The following is a 19,257-nucleotide window of genomic DNA, read 5'->3' on the forward strand; positions in this document are numbered from 1 at the left end:
CATGCTGTTAGCTTTTTATTGACACTTTTTTTCTAACAAAAACCGGCAGGCCGGCACTTTCCTAGCTTGCGATTTCCAGTCCCTCACGGGACATTCCCTTGAACTCCGGCATGAGGGAGATCAGCTTGCGGCTGTACTCATGCTCGGCATTGGTAAAGAGTTTCTCCGTCTCCGCCACTTCCACCAGATGACCGTGCTTCATCACGCCGATGCGATCGCACATCTGGCGGATCACCGGCAGATCGTGGCTGATGAACAGCATGGTGAGGCCGAGCTCTTTCTGCAAATCCTTGAGCAGATTGAGGATCTGGGCCTGCACCGACACATCCAGCGCCGAGGTGGGCTCGTCGCAGATGAGAAAGCGCGGCCGGGTCGCCAGAGCGCGGGCGATGGAGATGCGCTGGCGCTGACCACCGGAGAACTCGTGTGGATACTTGACCCCGGCGCCGCGGCCCAGGCCGACGTGATCCAGCAGATCGCTGACGATGCCATCGATCTGGTTCTCCTCGGCCAATCGGTGGAAGCGGATCGGCTCGGCGATGATGTCACGCACCTTCATGCGCGGATTCATTGACGAATAGGGGTTCTGGAACACCATCTGCATCTGGCGACGCAGGGGGCGACGCTCGCTCTCGCGCTTGATGGCGGTGAGATCGATCCCCTCGAAGCAGATCTTGCCGCTGTCGGGCGGATAGAGGCCTGTGATGGCGCGGGCGATGGTGGACTTGCCTGAGCCCGACTCCCCCACCAGTCCGAAGGTCTCCCCCTCGAAGATCTCGAAGCTGATGTCGTTGCAGGCGCGCACGTATTCACGGCGGCTCGGGAAGAAGGAGTCCTTGGTGACGAACTTGAGATCCACCTTCTCCACCCGCAGCAGGGCCCCTTCATAGGCCCGTTCGTCCTGACTCTGGCCGAGCCAGTGGGTCTTGAGATCGATGCTGGTATCCGGCGCGCCGGCATCCTCGATATAGGAGACCAGGGGGAAACGCACCAGCTTCACATCCGAACGGGGCACCGCCGAGATGAGGCTGCGGGTATAGGGGTGATTGGGGCGGCCCAGCACCTGCTCTGTGGTGCCGAACTCCACCAGATCGCCGCGATACATGACCGCCACCTTGTCGGTGACGTTGGAGACCACCCCCATGTCGTGGGTCACCAGCATGCAGCCCACGTCCCGCTCCTTGCACAGGGTGCGGATGAGCTGGAGGATCTGATCCTGGATGGAGACATCCAGCGCCGTGGTGGGCTCATCGGCGATGATGAGTTCGGGGTCGCACGAGAGCGCGATGGCGATGACCACCCGCTGGCGCATGCCGCCGGAGAACTGGTGCGGATACTGCTTGATGCGCAGCTCCGGGCTCGGGATCCCCACCGCCTTCATCAGCTCGAGGGCCTTGGCGACCGCCTGGCTGCGAGTGAGCTCGGTGTTGGCGAGGATGGTCTCGACCAGCTGATGCTCCACGGTGAACAGCGGGTTCAGGGAGGTCATGGGATCCTGGAAGATGAAACCGATGCGAGAGCCGCGAATGGCCCGCATCTCATCCTGGCTCTTGCCGGAGATGAGTTCACCATTGAGATAGATGTCCCCCCGGGCGATATGACCCGGCGGACTCAGCAAATCGATGACGGCATTGCCGATGGTGGATTTGCCGGCGCCGGACTCACCGACGACACCGACGACCTCACCCTTCTCGATGGAGAAAGAGAGATCCTTGACCGCGGCCAGCACCCCGTAGCGGGAGGGGTACTCGATCCGCAAGTTTTTGACTTCTAGCAAGGACATGTTTACCTCTGCGGGGGACATCCGTCCCAAACAATTCTTCCGTAAATCAGCCGCAGATGCCGGTTTGTGCCTGGGACAATAGATGCTCATTCACAAGGCAGGGAAACCAGCGATCCGGGCGGGTTTTTTGCATTTTTTTGGAATAACCCGCCAGTAACTTAGACGCTTTGACCGAAAGAGTAAATGATCTGGATATACAATTTCGCAATACTTTGCGGTGTGCCATGGGGGTCAGGCAGTCATAAAGCGTGATTTATCGCCTAATAAATAGCTGATTAAACTATTTTTGCATTAATAAACAAAGTTAACATCATACATATAGTTAACATTTGGCGAATATGACTGCGACGGCAAAGACCGGGAGCGTCGAATGAGTAGTGAATATTTATGTGAAAGGGTTTTCTGGCGGCAGCATCTGCCAATGAATGGAAATCAGGCAGTCATAAATAAAGGGCGCCCCTTGGGCGCCCTTCTGCCAGCCCGGCTCAGGCGAGCCAATGGGCCAGCAATTGCATACAAAACAGGGCAAAGAATCCGGCAATCACATCATCGAGCATGATGCCCAGGCCGCCATGGATGCGACGATCGAACCAGCTGATGGGCCAGGGCTTGAGCACGTCGAACAGCCGAAACAGCAGGAAGCCCGCCAGCAGCCACTCCCAGCCCGCCGGCGCCGCTATCATGGTGATGCCAAACCCTATCACCTCGTCCCAGACGATGGCGCCGTGATCCGGCATGCCGATGGCGTCGGTGGCGCTCTGGCAGATGCGAATGCCCGCCACGAAGCCCAGCGCCAGCAGGGCGATGAACCAGGGGGTCGGCAGGCCACTCGCCAGCAGATAGAGCGGGATGGCGACCAGGGTGCCCATGGTGCCAGGGGCCTTGGGAGAGAGGCCGGCGCCAAAGCCCACTGCCAGCAGGTGGAGGGGATTTTTCAGGTTCAGGCGTTTGAGCTCGGGCTTGATCATGCGAAGTGGTCCCAACCTTTCAGGGAGAGCGCCACCGGCTGCTCCGCCCGAATGTAATCGATGCCGGGTTCCCCCGCCAGGATGCGGCCGATCCGGCTGAACTTGACCCCGCTGTGGGCCAGGGCGGTATCCAGGGCCCCGCGATGATCTTCCGGCACTGTGAAGCAGAGCTCGTAGTCATCGCCACCGGCCAGGGCCAGTTGCCAGGCATCCTCCGGGAAGACGGCATCCTGCATCACGGGGGAGAGCGGCAGCAGGTCGAGATCGATCTGGGCCCGCACGCCGGATGCTTTCAGGATGTGGCCGAGATCGGATGCCAGGCCGTCGGAGAGATCCAGGGCGCTGCTGGCCAGCCCGCGCAGGGCCTGACCAGCCAGGATGCGGGGGTGGGGATGCTCGAGGCGCGGCAGCACGGCAGCCAGCTGGTTCTCGTTGAGGTTGCGCTTGCCCAGCAGATGGGAGAGCGCCAGGGCGGCATCCCCCAGGGTGCCGGTGACATAGATGCCGTCCCCGACCCTGGCGCCGCTGCGCAGCAGGGCGCGGCCGGCAGGCACGGATCCCTTCACCGAGACGGTGATGGAGAGCGGCCCCCGGGTCATGTCCCCCCCCACCAGGGCCACGTTGTAGTATTCGGCAAGCTCGAGGAAGCCCTCGGCAAAACCGGCCACCCAGGGCTCGTTGATGGCGGGCAGGGTCAGCGCCAGGGAGACCCAGCGCGGCTCGGCTCCCATGGCGGCGAGATCGGACAGATTGACCGCCAGCGCCTTGTAGCCGAGATCCACCGGATCCATGTCGGGCAGAAAGTGGACGCCGCTCACTAGCGTATCCGTGCTCACCGCCAGCTGGCTGTCGGCTGGCAGGGTCAGCAGGGCGCAGTCGTCTCCCGGGCCCAATACCACGTCCTTGCGGGCGTGGGGCACCTTGAAGTACTTCTCTATCAGTTCAAATTCACCCATACAGTAAAAAGCCAGCGGTTAGGCTGGCTCCTCTCTTAATGCTGTGGCACAGGGATTAACGCTTGTTCAGCGTCTTGATGACCTTGTCCAGCACACCGTTGACAAACTTGTGGCTGTCATCGGCGGCAAACGCCTTGGCCAGCTCGATCGCTTCGTTGATCACCACGCGGGGCGGCACATCGTCACGACGGGTCAGCTCATAGGTCGCCAGGCGCAGGATCGCCTTGTCCACCATGTCCACTTCATCGAGCGGACGGGAGAGGAAAGGCGAGTACGCCTTGTCCAGCTCGTTGCAATGCAGGGCAACCCCGAACAGCAGATCGCGGAAATAGTTCAGATCCACCCCTTTGGTGTCCTGATCTATCTTGAACTGCTCTTCGATGTCCCCCACGTTGGCCTGGGTCATCTGCCACTGGTAGATGGCCTGGGTGGCGCAATGGCGGGCCTTACGGCGCTCAGACGGTTTCAATCTACTTCTCCTCGTTACACGTCCAGTTGTTTCAGGACGTTGATCATTTCGAGCGCACTCAGTGCAGCCTCTGCACCCTTGTTACCCGCCTTGGTACCGGCGCGCTCGATGGCTTGTTCTATGTTCTCTGTGGTCAGCACGCCGAAGGCGACGGGAATCTCATGCTCCATCATCACCTGGGCCAGGCCCTTGCCATTCTCGCTGGCCACCAGTTCGAAGTGGTAGGTGCCACCGCGAATGACGGTGCCGAGGGCGACGATGGCGTCATACTTGCCACTCTTGGCCAGCTTCTTGGCCGCCAGAGGGATTTCGACGGCACCCGGCACACGCACCAGGGTGAGGTTGCTGTCTTGCACCTGACCCTGACGCTTGAGTACGTCAACGGCGCCCTCGATCAGGCTCTCGTTGATGAAGCTGTTGAAACGGGCAACGACAATTGCAACGCGCGCCTCTGGGGCGGCGATATTCCCTTCGATAACCTTCATTGGCAATCCTGTAGCTATGCAGTCAAATATGGCCGGGGTCAAAAGTGCGCACAGTCTAGCACAACAGACCCACGACAAAAACCATGGCCGCAACGGGCGGCCATGACCGCGATGTCATTGGGGCGATCGGTTTACTCGCCGACGTATTCAACGACTTCAAGACCGAAACCGCCGAGGGCGTGGTACTTCTTGGGGGAGCTCAGCAGGCGCATCTTGCCCACCCCCAGGGTCTTGAGGATCTGGGAGCCGACGCCGACCCGGCGCGAGGTGCCCTGCCACTTGGCCCCTTCCGGCGCCAACCCCTTGTCGGCGGCCTCGAACCCCTTCACCCTGGCCAGCAGCTCGGCGCCCTGGGCCTCGGCCCCCAGGATCACCAGCACACCGCCCTCTTCGGCGATGCGGGCCATGGATTTGGGCAAGGGCCAGCTGCGAGCGGCGTGGCGGTCGGTGAGCAGCAGATCGCTCAGCACATCGTGCAGATGGACCCGCACCAGGGTCGGCTGGTCGGCTTTCACCTCGCCTTTCTTGAGCGCGAAGTGCACCTGGTTGTCGATGGTGTCGCGGAAGGTGATGAGATCGAACTCGCCAAACTCGGTGGGCAGCTTGCACTCGGCCACCTTCTCCACCGTGGTCTCGTGCTGGTTGCGGTATTCGATAAGATCCGCGATGGTGCCAAGCTTGATGCCGTGCTGTTCGGCGAAGACCTCCAGGTCGGGACGGCGCGCCATGGTGCCATCCTCGTTGAGGATCTCGACGATGACGGAGGCCGCCTCGTAACCGGCCAGACGCGCCAGATCGCAGCCCGCTTCGGTGTGCCCGGCGCGGGTCAGCACGCCGCCATCCTGCGCCATCAGCGGGAAGATGTGGCCGGGCTGCACCAGATCGGCGGCCTTGGCGTCGGGGGCCACCGCGGCTTGCACCGTCACGGCGCGATCGGCGGCGGAGATACCTGTGGTCACCCCCTCGGCCGCTTCTATGGTCACGGTGAAGGCGGTGGAGAACTGGGCGTTGTTGCGGTCAACCATGAGGGGCAGCGCCAGCTGCTTGCAGCGATCCCGGGTCAGGGTCAGGCAGATGAGGCCACGGCCGTAGCGGGCCATGAAGTTGATATCCTCGGGCCGCACACAGGAGGCCGCCATGATGAGGTCCCCTTCGTTCTCCCTGTCTTCGTCATCCATCAGGATCACCATCTTGCCCGCCTTGATGTCGGCGATGATTTCCTGGGTTGTGCTAAGCGCCATGGGCTACTCCGTCAAAGGTGATAAATGCGTAAAGGCTAGATGGGGGCGCGCGGCCCCGTTTCAATCAGACTGGGCTCACAAAAAGCCCGATTGGGCCAACTTCTCTAGGGTCAGGGTGCTGCTCGGCGCCTGGGCCCCTGCCCCGCCTTGCAGCAGCCGCTCCAGATAACGGGCTACCTGATCCACCTCCAGATTGACCCTGTGACCCGGTTTCCAGCGTGCGATCGTGGTTTCCTCTGCGGTATGGGGCACTATGGTGAGCAAGAACGCATCCCCCTTGACGGCGTTCACGGTCAGGCTGATGCCATCCACCGCGATCGAGCCCTTCTCGGCGATGTAGCGGGAAAGCGACCCTGGCGCCTTGATCCAGTACTCGATGGCGCGGCCACAGCTCTGTCTGCTCATCACCTGACCCATGCCATCCACGTGGCCTGAGACCAGATGGCCGCCGAGGCGTGAACTCGGGGTCAGCGCCTTCTCAAGATTCACCCTGTCCCCGACCTTGGCCTGGGCAAAGCCAGTGCGAGAGAGGGTCTCGAGCGACACATCGGCGCTGTAGCGTTTGTCCCCCAGGGCGACGACGGTGAGACAGACGCCATTGGTGGCGATGGAATCCCCCAGCTTGACGTCACTGAAGTCGAGGCCGGGGGCCTCCACGGTCAGCACCACATCCTCCCCCTGACGCCGCAGCTCGGTCAGGGTGCCCATGGCTTCGATAATTCCGGTAAACATGGTCTTGCCTCTCCTCGGGCTCAGGCTAACCTGGCCGTGATCCTGATATCCTGACCCACCAGGCGTACATCCTTGAGGGTCAGCCTGGGCGCCTGGAACAGTCGATCCAGACCCGGCAACTGGAACATGCCCCTGCCCCCATCCCCCAGCAACTTGGGTGCCTGATAGAGCACCAGCTCGTCCACCAGCCCCTTCTCCAGCAGGGCGCCACACAGGCGCGGCCCCGCCTCCACCAGCACAGAGTTGATCCCCTGTTTGGCCAGCAGCATGAAGAGGCTGACCAGGTCGACCCGCTCCTCCAGCCTGGGCAGCACCATCTGCTGCACCGACTCGGGCCACTCGCCGTCGCTCTGCAGCCTCGCCAGCAGCACGGGGCCCGGGCTGGCGAACAGCGGCAGATCCGGGGTGAGGCGATTTTGCGAGTCGATCACCACCCGCAGCGGCTGGCGCAGGTTCTCCCTGGGATAGGCGGCCTTGACCGAAGGGGGCAACTCGTCCCAACGCACATTGAGGGATGCCCCATCGGCCAGCACAGTCTCGGCGCTGGAGAGCACGGCGTCATGGCGGGCTCGCAGCCGCTGCACGTCACGGCGCGCCTCGGGAGAGGTGATCCACTGGCTCTCGCCGCTCGCCATGGCGGTGCGACCGTCCAGGCTGGCCCCCAGCTTGACCGTCACCTGCGGGAAGCCGGTGCGCATCCGTTTGAAGAAGCCGGGATTGAGGGCCTCGGCCTCGGCGCTGAGCAGGCCGAAGTCGGTCTTGATGCCCGCCTCGGAGAGCATGCGCAACCCGCGCCCGCCCACCTGGGGATTGGGGTCGACCATGGCGGCCACCACCCGGGCCACGCCAGCCTCAATCAAGGCCTCGGCGCAGGGCGGGGTGCGGCCATGGTGAGAGCAGGGCTCCAGGGTCACATAGGCGGTGGCGCCCCGGGCGGCCTCACCGGCACCATGGAGGGCATAGACCTCGGCATGGGGCTGTCCGGCACGCTGGTGCCAGCCTTCGCCGACGACAACGCCATCCTTGACCAGCACGCAACCGACGCAGGGATTGGGGGCCGTGGTATAGCGACCGCGGCGGGCCAGTTCGAGGGCCCGGCTCATCCATTGGTAATCGTCTTGACTAAACATCTGGGCTCCCGTTCAACGCGAGAAAATGGGGTCTATGAAGCAACCGGCAAACGGGTTTACTTCTCAAGCTTGGCGATCTCTTCGCCCCTATCTGCCATCTGCCATAAAGAGAGCGAATATCCTCGATGCTGCGATAGACGGAGGCGAAGCGGATATATCCCCTTGCCCACCCGATACCATCATTTCTCCAATTTGGCGATCTCTTCGCCCCTATCTGCCATCTGCCATAAAGAGGGCGAATATCCTCGACGCTGCGGTAGACGGAGGCGAAGCGGATATCCTCTTGCCCACCCGCTACCATCATTTCTCCAATTTGGCGATCTCTTCGCCGAATTCGCGAATATCCTCGAAGCTGCGATAGACGGAGGCGAAGCGGATATAGGCCACCTTGTCCAGGCCCTTGAGCTCGTCCATCACCAGGTTGCCCACCAGCTTGGAGGGCACCTCCCGCTCGCCGGTGGCGCGCAGGCGGGACTTGATGTGGTTCACCCCCTTCTCGATCGCCTCCATGCTCACCGGACGCTTCTCCAGCGCCCGCAATATGCCGCCCCGCAGCTTCTCTTCGTTGAAGGGCTCACGAGAGCCATTGGACTTGATGACCCTTGGCATCACCAGCTCGGCCATCTCGAAGGTGGTAAAACGCTCGTGGCAGAGCAGGCACTCGCGACGGCGGCGCACCTGATGGCCCTCCGCCACCAGACGGGAATCGATCACCTTGGTATCCACGGCACTACAGAAAGGGCAATGCATCACACCTCCGGCGCAAAGGATTCAAACATCCTGCCCTGGGGTCAGGAATGGGGTGGGTCAGTGTAACACGGCCCCCGGAAACCGGTAAAAGCCCAGAAAAAACAATGCCGCCCCTAGGGGCGGCATTTGGCACTTGTTTCCCGCAAGGGGAGAGCAATCAGGCGTAAACCGGCAGACGACGGCAGACGGCCAGCACTTTCTCGCGCACGGTCGCCAGCACGGCTTCGTTGTCGTGGTTGTCCAGCACGTCGCAGATCCAGTGGGTCAGCTCGATGGACTCGGCTTCCTTGAAACCGCGGCGGGTGATGGCCGGGGTACCGATCCGCACGCCGGAGGTGACGAACGGGGAGCGCGGGTCGTTCGGTACCGCGTTCTTGTTGACCGTGATGTTGGCCTTGCCGAGGGCAGCATCGGCTTCTTTACCGGTCAGCTCGCGGCCGATCAGGTCAACCAGCATCAGATGGTTGTCGGTGCCGCCGGAGACGATCTTGTAGCCACGCTCGATGAAGGTGGCCGCCATGGCCTTGGCATTCTTGACGACCTGGGCCTGATAGGTCTTGAACTCGGGCTCCAGGGCCTCCTTGAAGGCCACAGCCTTGCCGGCGATGACGTGCATCAGCGGGCCGCCCTGGCCACCCGGGAAGACGGCGGAGTTGAGCTTCTTGTACAGCTCTTCGTCGTCTGCGGCGGAGAGGATCAGACCACCACGGGGACCGGCCAGGGTCTTGTGGGTGGTGGAGGTGACCACGTGGGCGTGGGGCACCGGGTTGGGGTAGACGCCCGCGGCAATCAGACCGGCCACGTGGGCCATGTCGACGAACAGCCAGGCACCGATCTTGTCGGCGATCTCGCGCATCTTGGCCCAGTCAACGATGCCCGAGTAGGCGGAGAAGCCACCGATCATCATCTTCGGCTTGTGCTCCAGGGCCAGACGCTCCATCTCGACGTAGTCGATCTTGCCGGACTCATCGATGCCGTAGGGGATGATGTTGTACAGTTTGCCGGAGAAGTTGACCGGGGCACCGTGGGTCAGGTGACCACCGTGGGCCAGGTTCATGCCCAGCACGGTATCGCCCGGCTGCAGCAGGGCCATGTAGACGGCGCTGTTGGCCTGGGAGCCGGAGTGCGGCTGCACGTTGGCGTAGGTGGCGCCGAACAGCTCCTTGGCGCGCTCGATGGCCAGGGTCTCGACCACGTCGACGTACTCGCAACCACCGTAGTAACGCTTGGCCGGGTAGCCTTCGGCGTACTTGTTGGTCAGCTGGGAGCCCTGGGCTTCCATGACGCGGGGGCTGGTGTAGTTCTCAGACGCGATCAGCTCGATGTGCTCTTCCTGACGACGGGTTTCGTCTGTGATGGCCTGCCACAGCTGGGGATCATAGCCTGCGATGGTCATGTCACGTTTCAACATCCGTTTATCTCCTGAAAATCGTTTGCGCATGGGCGATATGGGGCCCGCGCATTGTAACCGCAGCGGCATCAAAGGGACAGTCCGACCACCCAAAAAAATGTTGAATATATGTAATAAAACCAGAAATTTCCGCCCTGTTCCCCGAATGGAGGCGGGCAGACCCGCCATTGAACCACAGGGTCCGTCATGGGGTTGCTGCTCTCCCCCCATCTGGCGCGACCCGCACCGGGGCACCGTCGGCTCCCACCATGGCGCAATGGTGACGCGATAAAGCCTCAACCCCAGCGCCAAGCTGAACGGGGGCTGTACCAGGGCTCGATTGTCACCTTATCTCCCCCGAAACTGGATCCCTGTCATGGTTCCCCGAACGGGGGCTCCTTATGATGATCGGAAGCACCACGTGACCGGATAACAGAGGACGCACCGCCAGGAGACAGCCGATGACCAGCCTCATACTCAAGCCCGCCTGCATCGATCCCTATCCCGAATTCACCCTGGCCTGCCACCGCGATGCCTGGCGTATCGACCACGGCAGCGACGCAGGCTTTGACGAGCAACAGGCCATGGCCTGGATAGACACCCTGGCCCTGCAACAGCCCCAGGGCCTGTTGCACCTCTGGCATCATCAGTGCCCCATCGGGCAGCTGGAGCTGGATCCCGCCATGATCCATCGGGATGGCAGCCAGGGGGGCTACATCTATCTGCTCTATCTGGTGCCCGAGTGGCGAGGCCGCGGCCTGGGGCGCTGGCTGCTGGAACAGGCTCTGCAACGGATCCGCGCCGCCGGCAGTACCTCGGCGGCCATGCGCTACCTGCCGCGCAACCGGGGCGCCGAGCGCTTCTGCCTGCGCCAGGGCTGGCGCAAGGAGGGGCCCGTGGATGAACGGGGGCAGTTGCTGGTCAAGCCCCTCACCCCCCTGCCTTCTCTTCACTCGCACACTTAGGCAAAGGAGGTATCCCATGAACCATCTGTTGCTGTTGATCCTGCTGGGCTTTGCCCTGTTCTACTGGGTCTACTTCTGTAGCGGGCGCAAGGGCCGCCGCCCGGTGGACTGGCAATCCCTGCCCACCCGGGAGCAATATCTGGCCCGACATCCCGCATCCAGGGGCGAGCATGGGATCGCCTGTCACCACTGCGGCCACCAGCAACTGCAGGCGCAGGGGGTGATCCACCTGACCGACTTTCGCCATCAGTATGTCTGCCCTCGCTGCCGTAGGGTGCTGTTCAGAACCCAATAGGCGCCCGACTCACTCATGATGCTCGTCAGCAAGCCCCTGCAGAAGGGGAGAAGGCTGCGGCATGCAGCCGCCAGCGGCACGGGCGCTACCCTCACGAGTGGCCCCCATGGTTTCCTTTATTGCCAAAGTCGTTAGAATCGGGGGCCAACACGGCTCCCGACTGTCATCAACGGAGGAAAAATGCAGGAATTTCTGGCCACAAGCGAACGCAGGGCCGAACTCTACTGGTGGTTCGCCACCCTGTTTGCCGCCGAACTGTCTGATGAACAGATCGCCGAATACGACAGCTATGACGTGCGCAGCTTCCTGAAGAGTCTCTCTACCCTGGACCCCATGCGCGACGCCGTGGCCGAACTCAATGACGCCATCGCCCGTCTGCTGGTACGCCCCGATCGCCAGCTGGCACTGGCGGCCGATTTCGCCGGCCTCTTCCTTTGTGACCCCAAGCAGGGGGTGCCGCCTTACGAATCCCTCTATCGCGGTGAAGGGGGCCTGCTGATGCAAGCGCCCATGACGCAGATGCAGGCGCGCCTCACCCGCCTTGGCATCAGCGTCAGCGACAAGTACCAGGAGCCGGAGGATCACCTGGCCATCGAGCTGGATCTGATGGGTAACCTCATCATTCGCGCCGCCGAGGCGCGCACTGCCGATGAGCGCGCCCGCTGGCTTGCCGAACAGGATGGGTTGCTGCACGAGCAGCTGCTCGGCTGGTTCAGCCGCTTCGAACAAGCCTGCCGCGCCAAGGACAGCTTCGGCTTCTATGGCGCCTGCGCCCGCCTGCTCGGGGTCTTCCTGCTGATGGATGCCAACTACCTGAACCTGGTTCAGGCAGACCAGCCGGCCCCCTGAGCCATGTTGCTGCGCCCTTGCTGCTCACCAGCGGCGTCCTGACCCCATGAAGACGGCCCTGTTGCTCATCGCCTGCTGGCTGCTGGCCCTGATCCCGAGCGAGCAGGGCCTGACCCCCCTTGTCACGCTGTTGTTTGACAGCAACCGCGAACTCTATGGCAATGCCCAGCTCACCGGCTTTGGCGGTGTGCTGCTGACCCTCTATCTCGCCAATCTGGGGGTGGAGGTGGTGCTCAGGCGCCGCTTCCAGCTCGCCGGCATGCTGACCCTGCTGGTCGCCTGGGTCGCCTTCATCCACTGCGATGGGGGGGAGCCGAACTGGTGGCTGTTGTGGGCGCTGGCGCTGCCCTTTCATCTGCTCTCTCTGCTGGTGCTGGTGCGCGGCATCCAGGCCTTCGGCCGCCAGAAGGGCTAGCTAGCCAGTCGCCCAGGGGCATTGCGCCCCCACACCTCCTCTATTTGTGTCTTACCCAACTTGAGTCTCACCTTGCGGGCAAGGTGGGTAGACCACGCTTCCTCTTGCGCTGCCTGCCGGCCGCACACCAGCCCCTTTCGCCTCAGACGCCGACCCTGGCGACGGGAAATGAGGGCTGGCGCACGGCTATCCAAAAGTCTAATTGCCCTCCCCCGGCAAAGGTATAAGTTGTTATGTAATTATTAAAAGGATGTATTCAAAGGAGTGAAAGATGAGCGAGCACAAGGTCTACCCGGTCAAGGCCCACATCAGCCAGGGAGCCCTGCTGGATCAGGCGGGCTATGAGGCCATGTACCAGGCCTCGGTGCAGGATCCGGACGCCTTCTGGGCGGAGCAAGGCAAGATTGTCGACTGGATGACCCCCTACACCAAGGTCAAGAACAGCTCCTATGACCCCGGCCATGTCTCCATCAAGTGGTTCGAGGATGGCCAGCTCAACGTCTCGGCCAACTGCCTCGATCGCCATCTGGCCCAGCGTGGCGACAAGGTCGCCATCATCTGGGAAGGGGACAACCCGGCCGAGGATCGCACCCTCACCTATCGCGAGCTGCACGGCGAGGTGTGCAAGTTTGCCAACGTGCTCAAGGCGCAAGGGGTCAAACGCGGCGACGTGGTCTGCCTCTACATGCCCATGGTGCCCGAAGCCGCCATCGCCATGCTGGCCTGTACCCGCATCGGCGCCGTGCACAGCATCGTCTTCGGCGGCTTCTCGCCGGAAGCCCTGGCCGGACGCATCATAGACTCGGGCTCCTCCATCGTCATCACCGCCGACGAGGGGCTGCGTGGCGGCCGTGCCGTCCCCCTCAAGAAGAACGTGGACGAAGCACTCACCAACCCGGAGACCCGCATCGAGAAGGTGATCGTGCTCAAACGCACCGGCGGCGACGTCGCCTGGCACGGCGCACGGGACATCTGGTGGCATGACGCCATGGCGGCGGTGAGCGCCGACTGCGCCCCGGAAGCGATGAACGCCGAGGATCCCCTGTTCATCCTCTACACCTCTGGCTCTACCGGCAAGCCTAAAGGCGTGCTGCACACCACGGGGGGCTACCTGGTCTATGCCGCCCTCACCTTCAAATACGTGTTCGACTACCACGAGGAGGACATCTACTGGTGTACCGCCGACGTGGGCTGGGTCACCGGCCACTCCTACCTGGTCTATGGGCCGCTCGCCAACGGCGCCACCACCATCATGTTCGAAGGGGTGCCCAACTACCCCGCCAGCAACCGCATGAGCCAGGTGGTGGACAAGCACAAGGTCAGCATCCTCTATACCGCGCCGACCGCCATCCGCGCCCTGATGGCCAAGGGCAAGGAGGCCATCGAGGGTACCTCCCGCTCCAGCCTGCGCATCATGGGCTCGGTGGGGGAACCCATCAACCCGGAAGCCTGGGAGTGGTACTACCGCACCATAGGGGACGAACGTTGCCCCATCGTCGACACCTGGTGGCAAACCGAGACCGGCGGCATCCTCATCAGCCCCCTGCCCGGCGTCACCGCCCTCAAACCCGGCTCCGCCACCCGTCCCTTCTTCGGGGTGCAACCGGCCCTGGTGGACAACCTGGGCGAGCCGCTCGAGGGCGCCACCGAGGGCAACCTGGTGATCACCGACTCCTGGCCCGGCCAGATGCGCACCGTGTTTGGCGACCACGAGCGCTTCGAGCAGACCTACTTCTCCACCTTCCCCGGTCGCTACTTCACCGGCGACGGTGCCCGTCGCGACGAGGATGGCTACTACTGGATCACCGGTCGGGTCGATGATGTACTCAACGTCTCCGGCCACCGCATGGGAACGGCCGAGATAGAATCGGCCCTGGTGGCCCATCCCAAGATCGCCGAGGCGGCCGTGGTGGGGGTGCCCCACGAGATCAAGGGCCAGGGCATCTATGCCTATGTGACCCTGATCGCCGGGGAAGAGCCGAGCCGCGAACTGCACAAGGAGGTGAAGGAGTGGGTGCGCAAGGAGATCGGCGCCATCGCCACCCCGGACGTGATCCACTGGGCGGAGGGGCTGCCCAAGACCCGTTCCGGCAAGATCATGCGCCGGATCCTGCGCAAGATCGCCACCGGTGAGACCGACAGCCTGGGGGATATCTCCACCCTGGCGGATCCGGGCGTGGTGGACAAGCTTATCCGCGAGAAGTCGGAAGCGGCCTGAGTCTCCTTCCCGCTAATCACAAAGCCGGCCCAGCGCCGGCTTTGTCGTCTCTGCTATTGTGTTGTCTGACAGCAAATGAATTTGAACAATAAACGGACAGATGTAGAGATTAGACCAGTAAAATGCTGCTAATTTTCACGAAATCAATATAATTGCGAAATCTGTGTGCCAGTGCACACCGAATTGCGCAAAAAATGGCTAGATTTCTGGTCATCCGCAAGATAGCCGAACGTTATCGGCATTATCATCGAGGATGTACTCATTATGTCGCAACATCACCGCATTCTCCTGCTCAACGGGCCGAACCTGAACCTGCTGGGCAAACGGGAACCGGGCATCTACGGCAGCCAGACGCTCGATGAGATCGTCGCCAGCTTGCAGCAGCAAGCCGGCGAACTCGGTGTCACACTGGAGCACCTGCAATCCAACGCCGAACACCTGCTGCTGGAGCGCATCCATCAGGCCATGGGCCGGGTGGACTTTATCATCATCAATCCTGCCGCCTTCACTCACACCAGTGTCGCGCTGCGAGATGCCCTGCTGGGGGTGGCCATCCCCTTCATCGAGGTGCACCTCTCCAACGTCCATGCCAGAGAACCCTTCCGTCATCACTCCTATCTGTCCGATGTCGCGAAAGGAGTGATCTGCGGGCTCGGGCCGGATGGTTATACCTTTGCTTTAACCGCGGCTGTGCGTCACTTGGCACGGCTTGATAATCACTGATCAGACAAAGAAGAAAGAGAATGCTAATGGATATCCGCAAAATCAAAAAGCTGATTGAACTGGTTGAAGAGTCCGGCATCGCCGAGCTGGAAATCTCCGAAGGGGAAGAGTCTGTTCGCATCAGCCGTAACTTCTCCGGCCAGGTTAGCGTCGCACCTCAGATGATGATGCAGCCGGCCCAGGTGCAACAAGCCGCCGCCCCGGTCGCTGCCGCTCAGGCCGCCGCCCCGGCCGCCGAGGCCGCCCCGAGTGGCCATCTGATGCGCTCCCCCATGGTGGGTTCTTTCTACCGCGCCTCCAGCCCGGACGCCAAGCCGTTCGCGGAAGTGGGTCAGCAGGTCAATGTCGGCGACACCCTGTGCATCGTCGAAGCCATGAAGATGATGAACCAGATCGAATCTGACAAGGCTGGCGTGATCAAGGCCATCCTGGTCGAGAATGGCCAGGCCGTCGAGTTCGACGAGCCGCTGTTCATCATCGAATAAGGGGATATTCACCCATGTTGGACAAAGTAGTCATCGCCAACCGCGGTGAAATAGCCCTGCGGATCCTGCGCGCCTGCAAAGAGCTCGGGATCAAGACAGTGGCCGTTCACTCCACCGCCGACCGGGAGCTCAAACATGTGCTGCTGGCCGACGAATCCATCTGCATCGGCAAGCCCGCCAGTGGCGAGTCCTACCTCAATGTGCCGGCCATCATCGCCGCCGCCGAGGTGACCGGTGCCGTCGCCATCCACCCGGGTTACGGCTTCCTCTCCGAGAACGCCGATTTTGCCGAAGTGGTCGAGCAGTCCGGCTTCATCTTCATCGGCCCCCGCGCCGAGACCATTCGCCTCATGGGTGACAAGGTCTCCGCCATCGAGGCGATGAAGAAGGCGGGCGTGCCCTGCGTACCCGGCTCCGACGGCCCGGTGGACAACGATGCCAAGCGCAACGCCACCATCGCCAAGCGGATCGGTTATCCGGTGATCATCAAGGCCGCCGGTGGCGGTGGTGGTCGTGGCATGCGCGTGGTGCGCAACGAGGCCGAGCTGGCCGCCGCCATCGCCCTGACCAAATCCGAAGCGGGCCAGTTCTTCAAGAACGACATGGTCTACATGGAGAAGTACCTGGAGAACCCGCGCCATATCGAGATCCAGGTGCTGGCTGACGGCCAGGGCACCGCCCTCTACCTGGGTGAGCGGGACTGCTCCATGCAGCGCCGCCACCAGAAGGTGGTGGAAGAGGCGCCGGCGCCTGGCATCACCGAAGAGATGCGCAAGTTCATCGGCGAGCGCTGCGTGCGCGCCTGTCTCGAAATCGGCTACCGGGGTGCGGGCACCTTCGAGTTCCTGTACGAGAACGGCGAGTTCTACTTCATCGAGATGAACACCCGGATCCAGGTCGAGCATCCGGTCACCGAGATGGTCACCGGGGTGGATCTCATCAAGGAGCAGCTGCGCATCGCCGCCGGCCAGCCCCTGTCCATCACCCAGCAGGATATCCGCATCCGTGGCCATGCCATCGAGTGCCGGATCAACGCCGAAGATCCGTCCACCTTCATGCCCTCGCCGGGCCTGATCCAGCGCTTCCACGCGCCGGGTGGCATGGGCGTACGCTGGGACTCCCACATCTATGCCGGTTACAAGGTGCCGCCCTACTACGATTCGATGATCGGCAAGCTGATCTGCTACGGTGAGAACCGCGACATCGCCATCGCCCGCATGCGTCACTCCCTGGACGAGCTGGTGGTGGAAGGGATCAAGACCAACGTGGCCTTGCAAAAAGAGATCATGAAGGACGAGAACTTCCAGCACGGTGGCACCAACATCCACTATCTGCACAAGAAGCTGGGTCTGTAACAGGTTTCGGGCCCGGTGACTTGACACTGTGACTGCACGAGCAGCCACCACCTGCACAAGAAGCCGGGTCTGTAATGGCTTAAGACCCGACCAATTGAGCACTGTGGCAGCACGAGCAGCCACTAGCGGCACAAGAAGCCGGGTCTGCAAGGGATCCTCTTCGACATAACGCATCCGCGCCATCAGGGGCGGCAGCGTAAAAAGGGCCATGGCGACATGGCCCTTTTTTGTTATCCTTGCGCCCTTCCGATAGCTGGAGGCCGCCATCTTGTCTCGTTTTTCCCTCGCCCGCCGGGAAGCCGCGCTCTGTCTGCTGCTCACCCTGCTCTATTTTCTCGCCTGGTATGGCTGCGCCTATTTCATTCCCGAGCCCCTGCGGCTCTGGGGCATTCCCCTCTGGTTTCTGCTCAGCTGCATGCTGATGCCGCTGCTGTTCATGGGATTGTGCGCCTTCATGGTCGGCAAGCTGTTTGTCGAGATCCCGCTCGACCCCGAGTTGTCCAGCCAGCAGGAGTCTCCCCATGAACCTTGAGTTGCTGCTGCCCCTGCTCATCTATCTGCTGCTGGTGCTCGGCATCGGCTATTGGGCCAGCCGACGGCGCCGGGGGGGGGACTTCATGCAGGAGTACTTCATCGGCAACCGCAGCATGGGGGGCCTGGTGCTCGCCATGACCCTGGTGGCCACTTACACCTCGGCCTCGTCCTTCATCGGCGGGCCGGGGGCGGCCTACAAGATTGGCCTGGGCTGGGTCTTGCTGGCGATGATCCAGCTGCCCACCGTCTGGCTCACCCTGGGGGTGCTTGGCAAGAAGTTCGCCATCATAGCGCGCCGGGTCAATGCGGTGACCATCAACGACATGCTGTGGGCCCGCTACCAAAGCAAGTGGGTGGTGGTGCTGGGCTCGGTGACCATCATCCTCGCCTTCATCGCCACCATGGTGGTGCAGTTCATCGGCGGTGCCCGCCTGCTGGAGACCGCCACCGGCCTCAGCTACCAGCAGGGGCTCTTGCTGTTTGCCAGTTGCGTGCTGCTCTACACCATCATCGGCGGTTTTCGTGCCGTGGTGATGACCGACGCCCTGCAGGGCATCATCATGCTGATAGGCACAGGTGCCCTGCTGGCCGGGGTCTTGATCGCCGGGGATGGCCTGCCCAACCTCATCCACCGGCTCGAGCTGATCGATCCCAAACTGGTGAGCCCGCAGGGGGCCGGTGACATGCTGACCCAGCCCTTCATGCTGAGCTTCTGGATCCTGGTCTGTGTCGGTGTGGTGGGGCTGCCCCACTCGGCCCTGCGCTGCTTCGGCTACCGAGACAGCAAGGCGCTCCATCGCGGCATCCTGATCGGCACCATCGTCAGCGCCCTGCTCATGTTCGGCATGCATCTGGCGGGCGCCCTGGGCCGCGCCCTGCTGCCCGCCATGGACAGCCCGGACAAGATCATGCCGGCCCTGATGATGGAGGTGCTGCCCCCCTGGCTGGCGGGGATCTTCCTGGCGGCCCCCATGGCGGCCATCATGTCCACCATCGACTCCCAGCTGATCCAGGCCTCGGCCACCCTGGTCAAGGATCTCTGGCTCAATTACCTGAGCCCGAAACAGAGCCCGCAGAGGCTGGAGGTGCGTATCCCGCGCCTGTCGCTGGTCACTACCCTGATCCTGGGCGCCCTGGTGCTGATGGCGGCGCTGCAACCGCCCGAGATGATCATCTGGCTCAACCTGCTCGCCTTCGGCGGCCTGCAGGCCGTCTTCCTCTGGCCCCTGGTGCTCGGTCTCTATTGGCCCCGCGCCAACGGCCAGGGCGCCCTGGCCAGCATGGTGGCCGGTCTGCTCTGCTACGGGGCCTTGAGCCAGTGGGGCATCAAGCTGGTGGGGCTGCACGCCATCGTCCCCAGCCTGGGGCTGGGGCTGCTCGCCTTCGTGCTGATCAGCCTGATGACGCCGCCACCTGGCAAGGCGGTACGCCAACTTTTTGATCGAGATTAACTTCTCGGCGATTAACTGCCGCCGAACTATCCCTTGAGAGAATGACGAGGTAAAGTGTGCGCC

General features: G+C 62.5%; 20 protein-coding genes. 10 read left to right on the forward strand and 10 right to left on the reverse strand.

Annotated features, from left to right (window positions below):
- Nucleotides 1-61 precede the first annotated feature (61 nt).
- The 10 genes from ACW5W4_RS13880 to glyA form a co-directional block, all read right to left on the reverse strand.
- Nucleotides 62-1,783 carry a dipeptide ABC transporter ATP-binding protein gene (locus ACW5W4_RS13880; RefSeq protein ID WP_456689768.1) on the reverse strand — a complete coding sequence of 574 codons (1,722 nt, stop codon included), beginning with the start codon at nt 1,781-1,783 and terminating at the stop codon, nt 62-64.
- 485 nt (nt 1,784-2,268) lie between these two features.
- Entirely contained in the window at nt 2,269-2,751 is a 483-nt protein-coding gene (locus ACW5W4_RS13885; RefSeq protein ID WP_427261139.1) for a phosphatidylglycerophosphatase A family protein, read from the reverse strand.
- Nucleotides 2,748-3,707 carry a thiamine-phosphate kinase gene (gene thiL / locus ACW5W4_RS13890; RefSeq protein ID WP_408795081.1) on the reverse strand — a complete coding sequence of 320 codons (960 nt, stop codon included), beginning with the start codon at nt 3,705-3,707 and terminating at the stop codon, nt 2,748-2,750. Before thiL ends, ACW5W4_RS13885 begins: the two co-directional genes overlap by 4 nt.
- A gap of 55 nt (nt 3,708-3,762) precedes the next feature.
- Nucleotides 3,763-4,176 (reverse strand): transcription antitermination factor NusB, encoded by a 414-nt coding sequence (gene nusB / locus ACW5W4_RS13895; protein ID WP_041995662.1) that lies wholly within the window; start codon nt 4,174-4,176, stop codon nt 3,763-3,765.
- 14 nt (nt 4,177-4,190) lie between these two features.
- The gene (gene ribH, locus ACW5W4_RS13900) at nt 4,191-4,661 is read right to left on the reverse strand and encodes a 6,7-dimethyl-8-ribityllumazine synthase (protein WP_041995660.1); all 471 of its coding nucleotides are present in this window, start codon (nt 4,659-4,661) and stop codon (nt 4,191-4,193) included.
- Nucleotides 4,662-4,792: 131 nt separating this feature from the next.
- Nucleotides 4,793-5,902 carry a bifunctional 3,4-dihydroxy-2-butanone-4-phosphate synthase/GTP cyclohydrolase II gene (ribBA, locus tag ACW5W4_RS13905; protein ID WP_427261142.1) on the reverse strand — a complete coding sequence of 370 codons (1,110 nt, stop codon included), beginning with the start codon at nt 5,900-5,902 and terminating at the stop codon, nt 4,793-4,795.
- A 75-nt stretch (nt 5,903-5,977) separates the two neighbouring features.
- Complete coding sequence (locus tag ACW5W4_RS13910) at nt 5,978-6,634, reverse strand: riboflavin synthase (RefSeq protein WP_456689769.1); 657 nt, start codon at nt 6,632-6,634, stop codon at nt 5,978-5,980.
- A 20-nt stretch (nt 6,635-6,654) separates the two neighbouring features.
- Nucleotides 6,655-7,764: a bifunctional diaminohydroxyphosphoribosylaminopyrimidine deaminase/5-amino-6-(5-phosphoribosylamino)uracil reductase RibD gene (gene ribD / locus ACW5W4_RS13915; protein WP_456689770.1), complete on the reverse strand. Its 1,110-nt coding sequence runs from the start codon at nt 7,762-7,764 to the stop codon at nt 6,655-6,657.
- Between the two features lie 300 nt (nt 7,765-8,064).
- On the reverse strand, nt 8,065-8,514 hold the full coding sequence (gene nrdR, locus ACW5W4_RS13920) for a transcriptional regulator NrdR (RefSeq protein WP_041995651.1): 450 nt from the start codon (nt 8,512-8,514) through the stop codon (nt 8,065-8,067).
- A 157-nt stretch (nt 8,515-8,671) separates the two neighbouring features.
- Nucleotides 8,672-9,925, reverse strand: coding sequence for a serine hydroxymethyltransferase (glyA, locus tag ACW5W4_RS13925; RefSeq protein ID WP_456689771.1), 1,254 nt, complete (start codon nt 9,923-9,925; stop codon nt 8,672-8,674).
- A gap of 440 nt (nt 9,926-10,365) precedes the next feature.
- On the opposite strand from glyA, the gene ACW5W4_RS13930 reads away from it, so the two are divergent.
- The 10 genes from ACW5W4_RS13930 (at nt 10,366) to panF (ending at nt 19,194) form a co-directional block, all read left to right on the forward strand.
- Nucleotides 10,366-10,869, forward strand: a complete 504-nt coding sequence (locus ACW5W4_RS13930; RefSeq protein ID WP_427261146.1) for a GNAT family N-acetyltransferase — start codon at nt 10,366-10,368, stop codon at nt 10,867-10,869.
- A gap of 16 nt (nt 10,870-10,885) precedes the next feature.
- Nucleotides 10,886-11,164, forward strand: coding sequence for a paraquat-inducible protein A (locus ACW5W4_RS13935; RefSeq protein WP_427261147.1), 279 nt, complete (start codon nt 10,886-10,888; stop codon nt 11,162-11,164).
- A gap of 180 nt (nt 11,165-11,344) precedes the next feature.
- Nucleotides 11,345-12,013 (forward strand): molecular chaperone TorD, encoded by a 669-nt coding sequence (gene torD / locus ACW5W4_RS13940; protein ID WP_427261148.1) that lies wholly within the window; start codon nt 11,345-11,347, stop codon nt 12,011-12,013.
- Between the two features lie 46 nt (nt 12,014-12,059).
- The gene (locus ACW5W4_RS13945; RefSeq protein WP_427261149.1) at nt 12,060-12,428 is read left to right on the forward strand and encodes a hypothetical protein; all 369 of its coding nucleotides are present in this window, start codon (nt 12,060-12,062) and stop codon (nt 12,426-12,428) included.
- A 271-nt stretch (nt 12,429-12,699) separates the two neighbouring features.
- Nucleotides 12,700-14,646, forward strand: a complete 1,947-nt coding sequence (gene acs, locus ACW5W4_RS13950; protein ID WP_456689772.1) for an acetate--CoA ligase — start codon at nt 12,700-12,702, stop codon at nt 14,644-14,646.
- Nucleotides 14,647-14,910: 264 nt separating this feature from the next.
- The gene (gene aroQ, locus ACW5W4_RS13955) at nt 14,911-15,369 is read left to right on the forward strand and encodes a type II 3-dehydroquinate dehydratase (RefSeq protein WP_427261151.1); all 459 of its coding nucleotides are present in this window, start codon (nt 14,911-14,913) and stop codon (nt 15,367-15,369) included.
- A 26-nt stretch (nt 15,370-15,395) separates the two neighbouring features.
- The gene (gene accB / locus ACW5W4_RS13960; RefSeq protein ID WP_408795058.1) at nt 15,396-15,854 is read left to right on the forward strand and encodes an acetyl-CoA carboxylase biotin carboxyl carrier protein; all 459 of its coding nucleotides are present in this window, start codon (nt 15,396-15,398) and stop codon (nt 15,852-15,854) included.
- A 14-nt stretch (nt 15,855-15,868) separates the two neighbouring features.
- Nucleotides 15,869-17,209, forward strand: coding sequence for an acetyl-CoA carboxylase biotin carboxylase subunit (gene accC, locus ACW5W4_RS13965; RefSeq protein WP_408795055.1), 1,341 nt, complete (start codon nt 15,869-15,871; stop codon nt 17,207-17,209).
- A 268-nt stretch (nt 17,210-17,477) separates the two neighbouring features.
- Complete coding sequence (locus tag ACW5W4_RS13970) at nt 17,478-17,741, forward strand: DUF997 family protein (RefSeq protein ID WP_456689773.1); 264 nt, start codon at nt 17,478-17,480, stop codon at nt 17,739-17,741.
- A complete protein-coding gene (panF, locus tag ACW5W4_RS13975) occupies nt 17,731-19,194 on the forward strand; it encodes a sodium/pantothenate symporter (RefSeq protein ID WP_456689774.1) in 1,464 nt (487 codons plus the stop codon). The genes ACW5W4_RS13970 and panF overlap by 11 nt, the downstream gene beginning before the upstream one ends.
- Nucleotides 19,195-19,257 lie beyond the last annotated feature (63 nt).

It is taken from the genome of Aeromonas crassostreae (assembly GCF_054052445.1).

Excerpts from the sequence above, each read along its gene's own strand:
- aroQ (WP_427261151.1), top strand. The coding sequence starts at position 14,911 with ATGTCGCAACATCACCGCATTCTCCTGCTCAACGGGCCGAACCTGAAC.
- ACW5W4_RS13935 (WP_427261147.1), top strand. The coding sequence starts at position 10,886 with ATGAACCATCTGTTGCTGTTGATCCTGCTGGGCTTTGCCCTGTTCTAC.
- accB (WP_408795058.1), top strand. The coding sequence starts at position 15,396 with ATGGATATCCGCAAAATCAAAAAGCTGATTGAACTGGTTGAAGAGTCC.
- ACW5W4_RS13880 (WP_456689768.1), bottom strand. The coding sequence starts at position 1,783 with ATGTCCTTGCTAGAAGTCAAAAACTTGCGGATCGAGTACCCCTCCCGC.
- panF (WP_456689774.1), top strand. The coding sequence starts at position 17,731 with ATGAACCTTGAGTTGCTGCTGCCCCTGCTCATCTATCTGCTGCTGGTG.
- ribD (WP_456689770.1), bottom strand. The coding sequence starts at position 7,764 with ATGTTTAGTCAAGACGATTACCAATGGATGAGCCGGGCCCTCGAACTG.
- ACW5W4_RS13885 (WP_427261139.1), bottom strand. The coding sequence starts at position 2,751 with ATGATCAAGCCCGAGCTCAAACGCCTGAACCTGAAAAATCCCCTCCAC.
- ACW5W4_RS13910 (WP_456689769.1), bottom strand. The coding sequence starts at position 6,634 with ATGTTTACCGGAATTATCGAAGCCATGGGCACCCTGACCGAGCTGCGG.
- ACW5W4_RS13945 (WP_427261149.1), top strand. The coding sequence starts at position 12,060 with ATGAAGACGGCCCTGTTGCTCATCGCCTGCTGGCTGCTGGCCCTGATC.
- nrdR (WP_041995651.1), bottom strand. The coding sequence starts at position 8,514 with ATGCATTGCCCTTTCTGTAGTGCCGTGGATACCAAGGTGATCGATTCC.
- ribBA (WP_427261142.1), bottom strand. The coding sequence starts at position 5,902 with ATGGCGCTTAGCACAACCCAGGAAATCATCGCCGACATCAAGGCGGGC.
- ACW5W4_RS13930 (WP_427261146.1), top strand. The coding sequence starts at position 10,366 with ATGACCAGCCTCATACTCAAGCCCGCCTGCATCGATCCCTATCCCGAA.
- accC (WP_408795055.1), top strand. The coding sequence starts at position 15,869 with ATGTTGGACAAAGTAGTCATCGCCAACCGCGGTGAAATAGCCCTGCGG.
- glyA (WP_456689771.1), bottom strand. The coding sequence starts at position 9,925 with ATGTTGAAACGTGACATGACCATCGCAGGCTATGATCCCCAGCTGTGG.
- ribH (WP_041995660.1), bottom strand. The coding sequence starts at position 4,661 with ATGAAGGTTATCGAAGGGAATATCGCCGCCCCAGAGGCGCGCGTTGCA.
- thiL (WP_408795081.1), bottom strand. The coding sequence starts at position 3,707 with ATGGGTGAATTTGAACTGATAGAGAAGTACTTCAAGGTGCCCCACGCC.
- acs (WP_456689772.1), top strand. The coding sequence starts at position 12,700 with ATGAGCGAGCACAAGGTCTACCCGGTCAAGGCCCACATCAGCCAGGGA.
- torD (WP_427261148.1), top strand. The coding sequence starts at position 11,345 with ATGCAGGAATTTCTGGCCACAAGCGAACGCAGGGCCGAACTCTACTGG.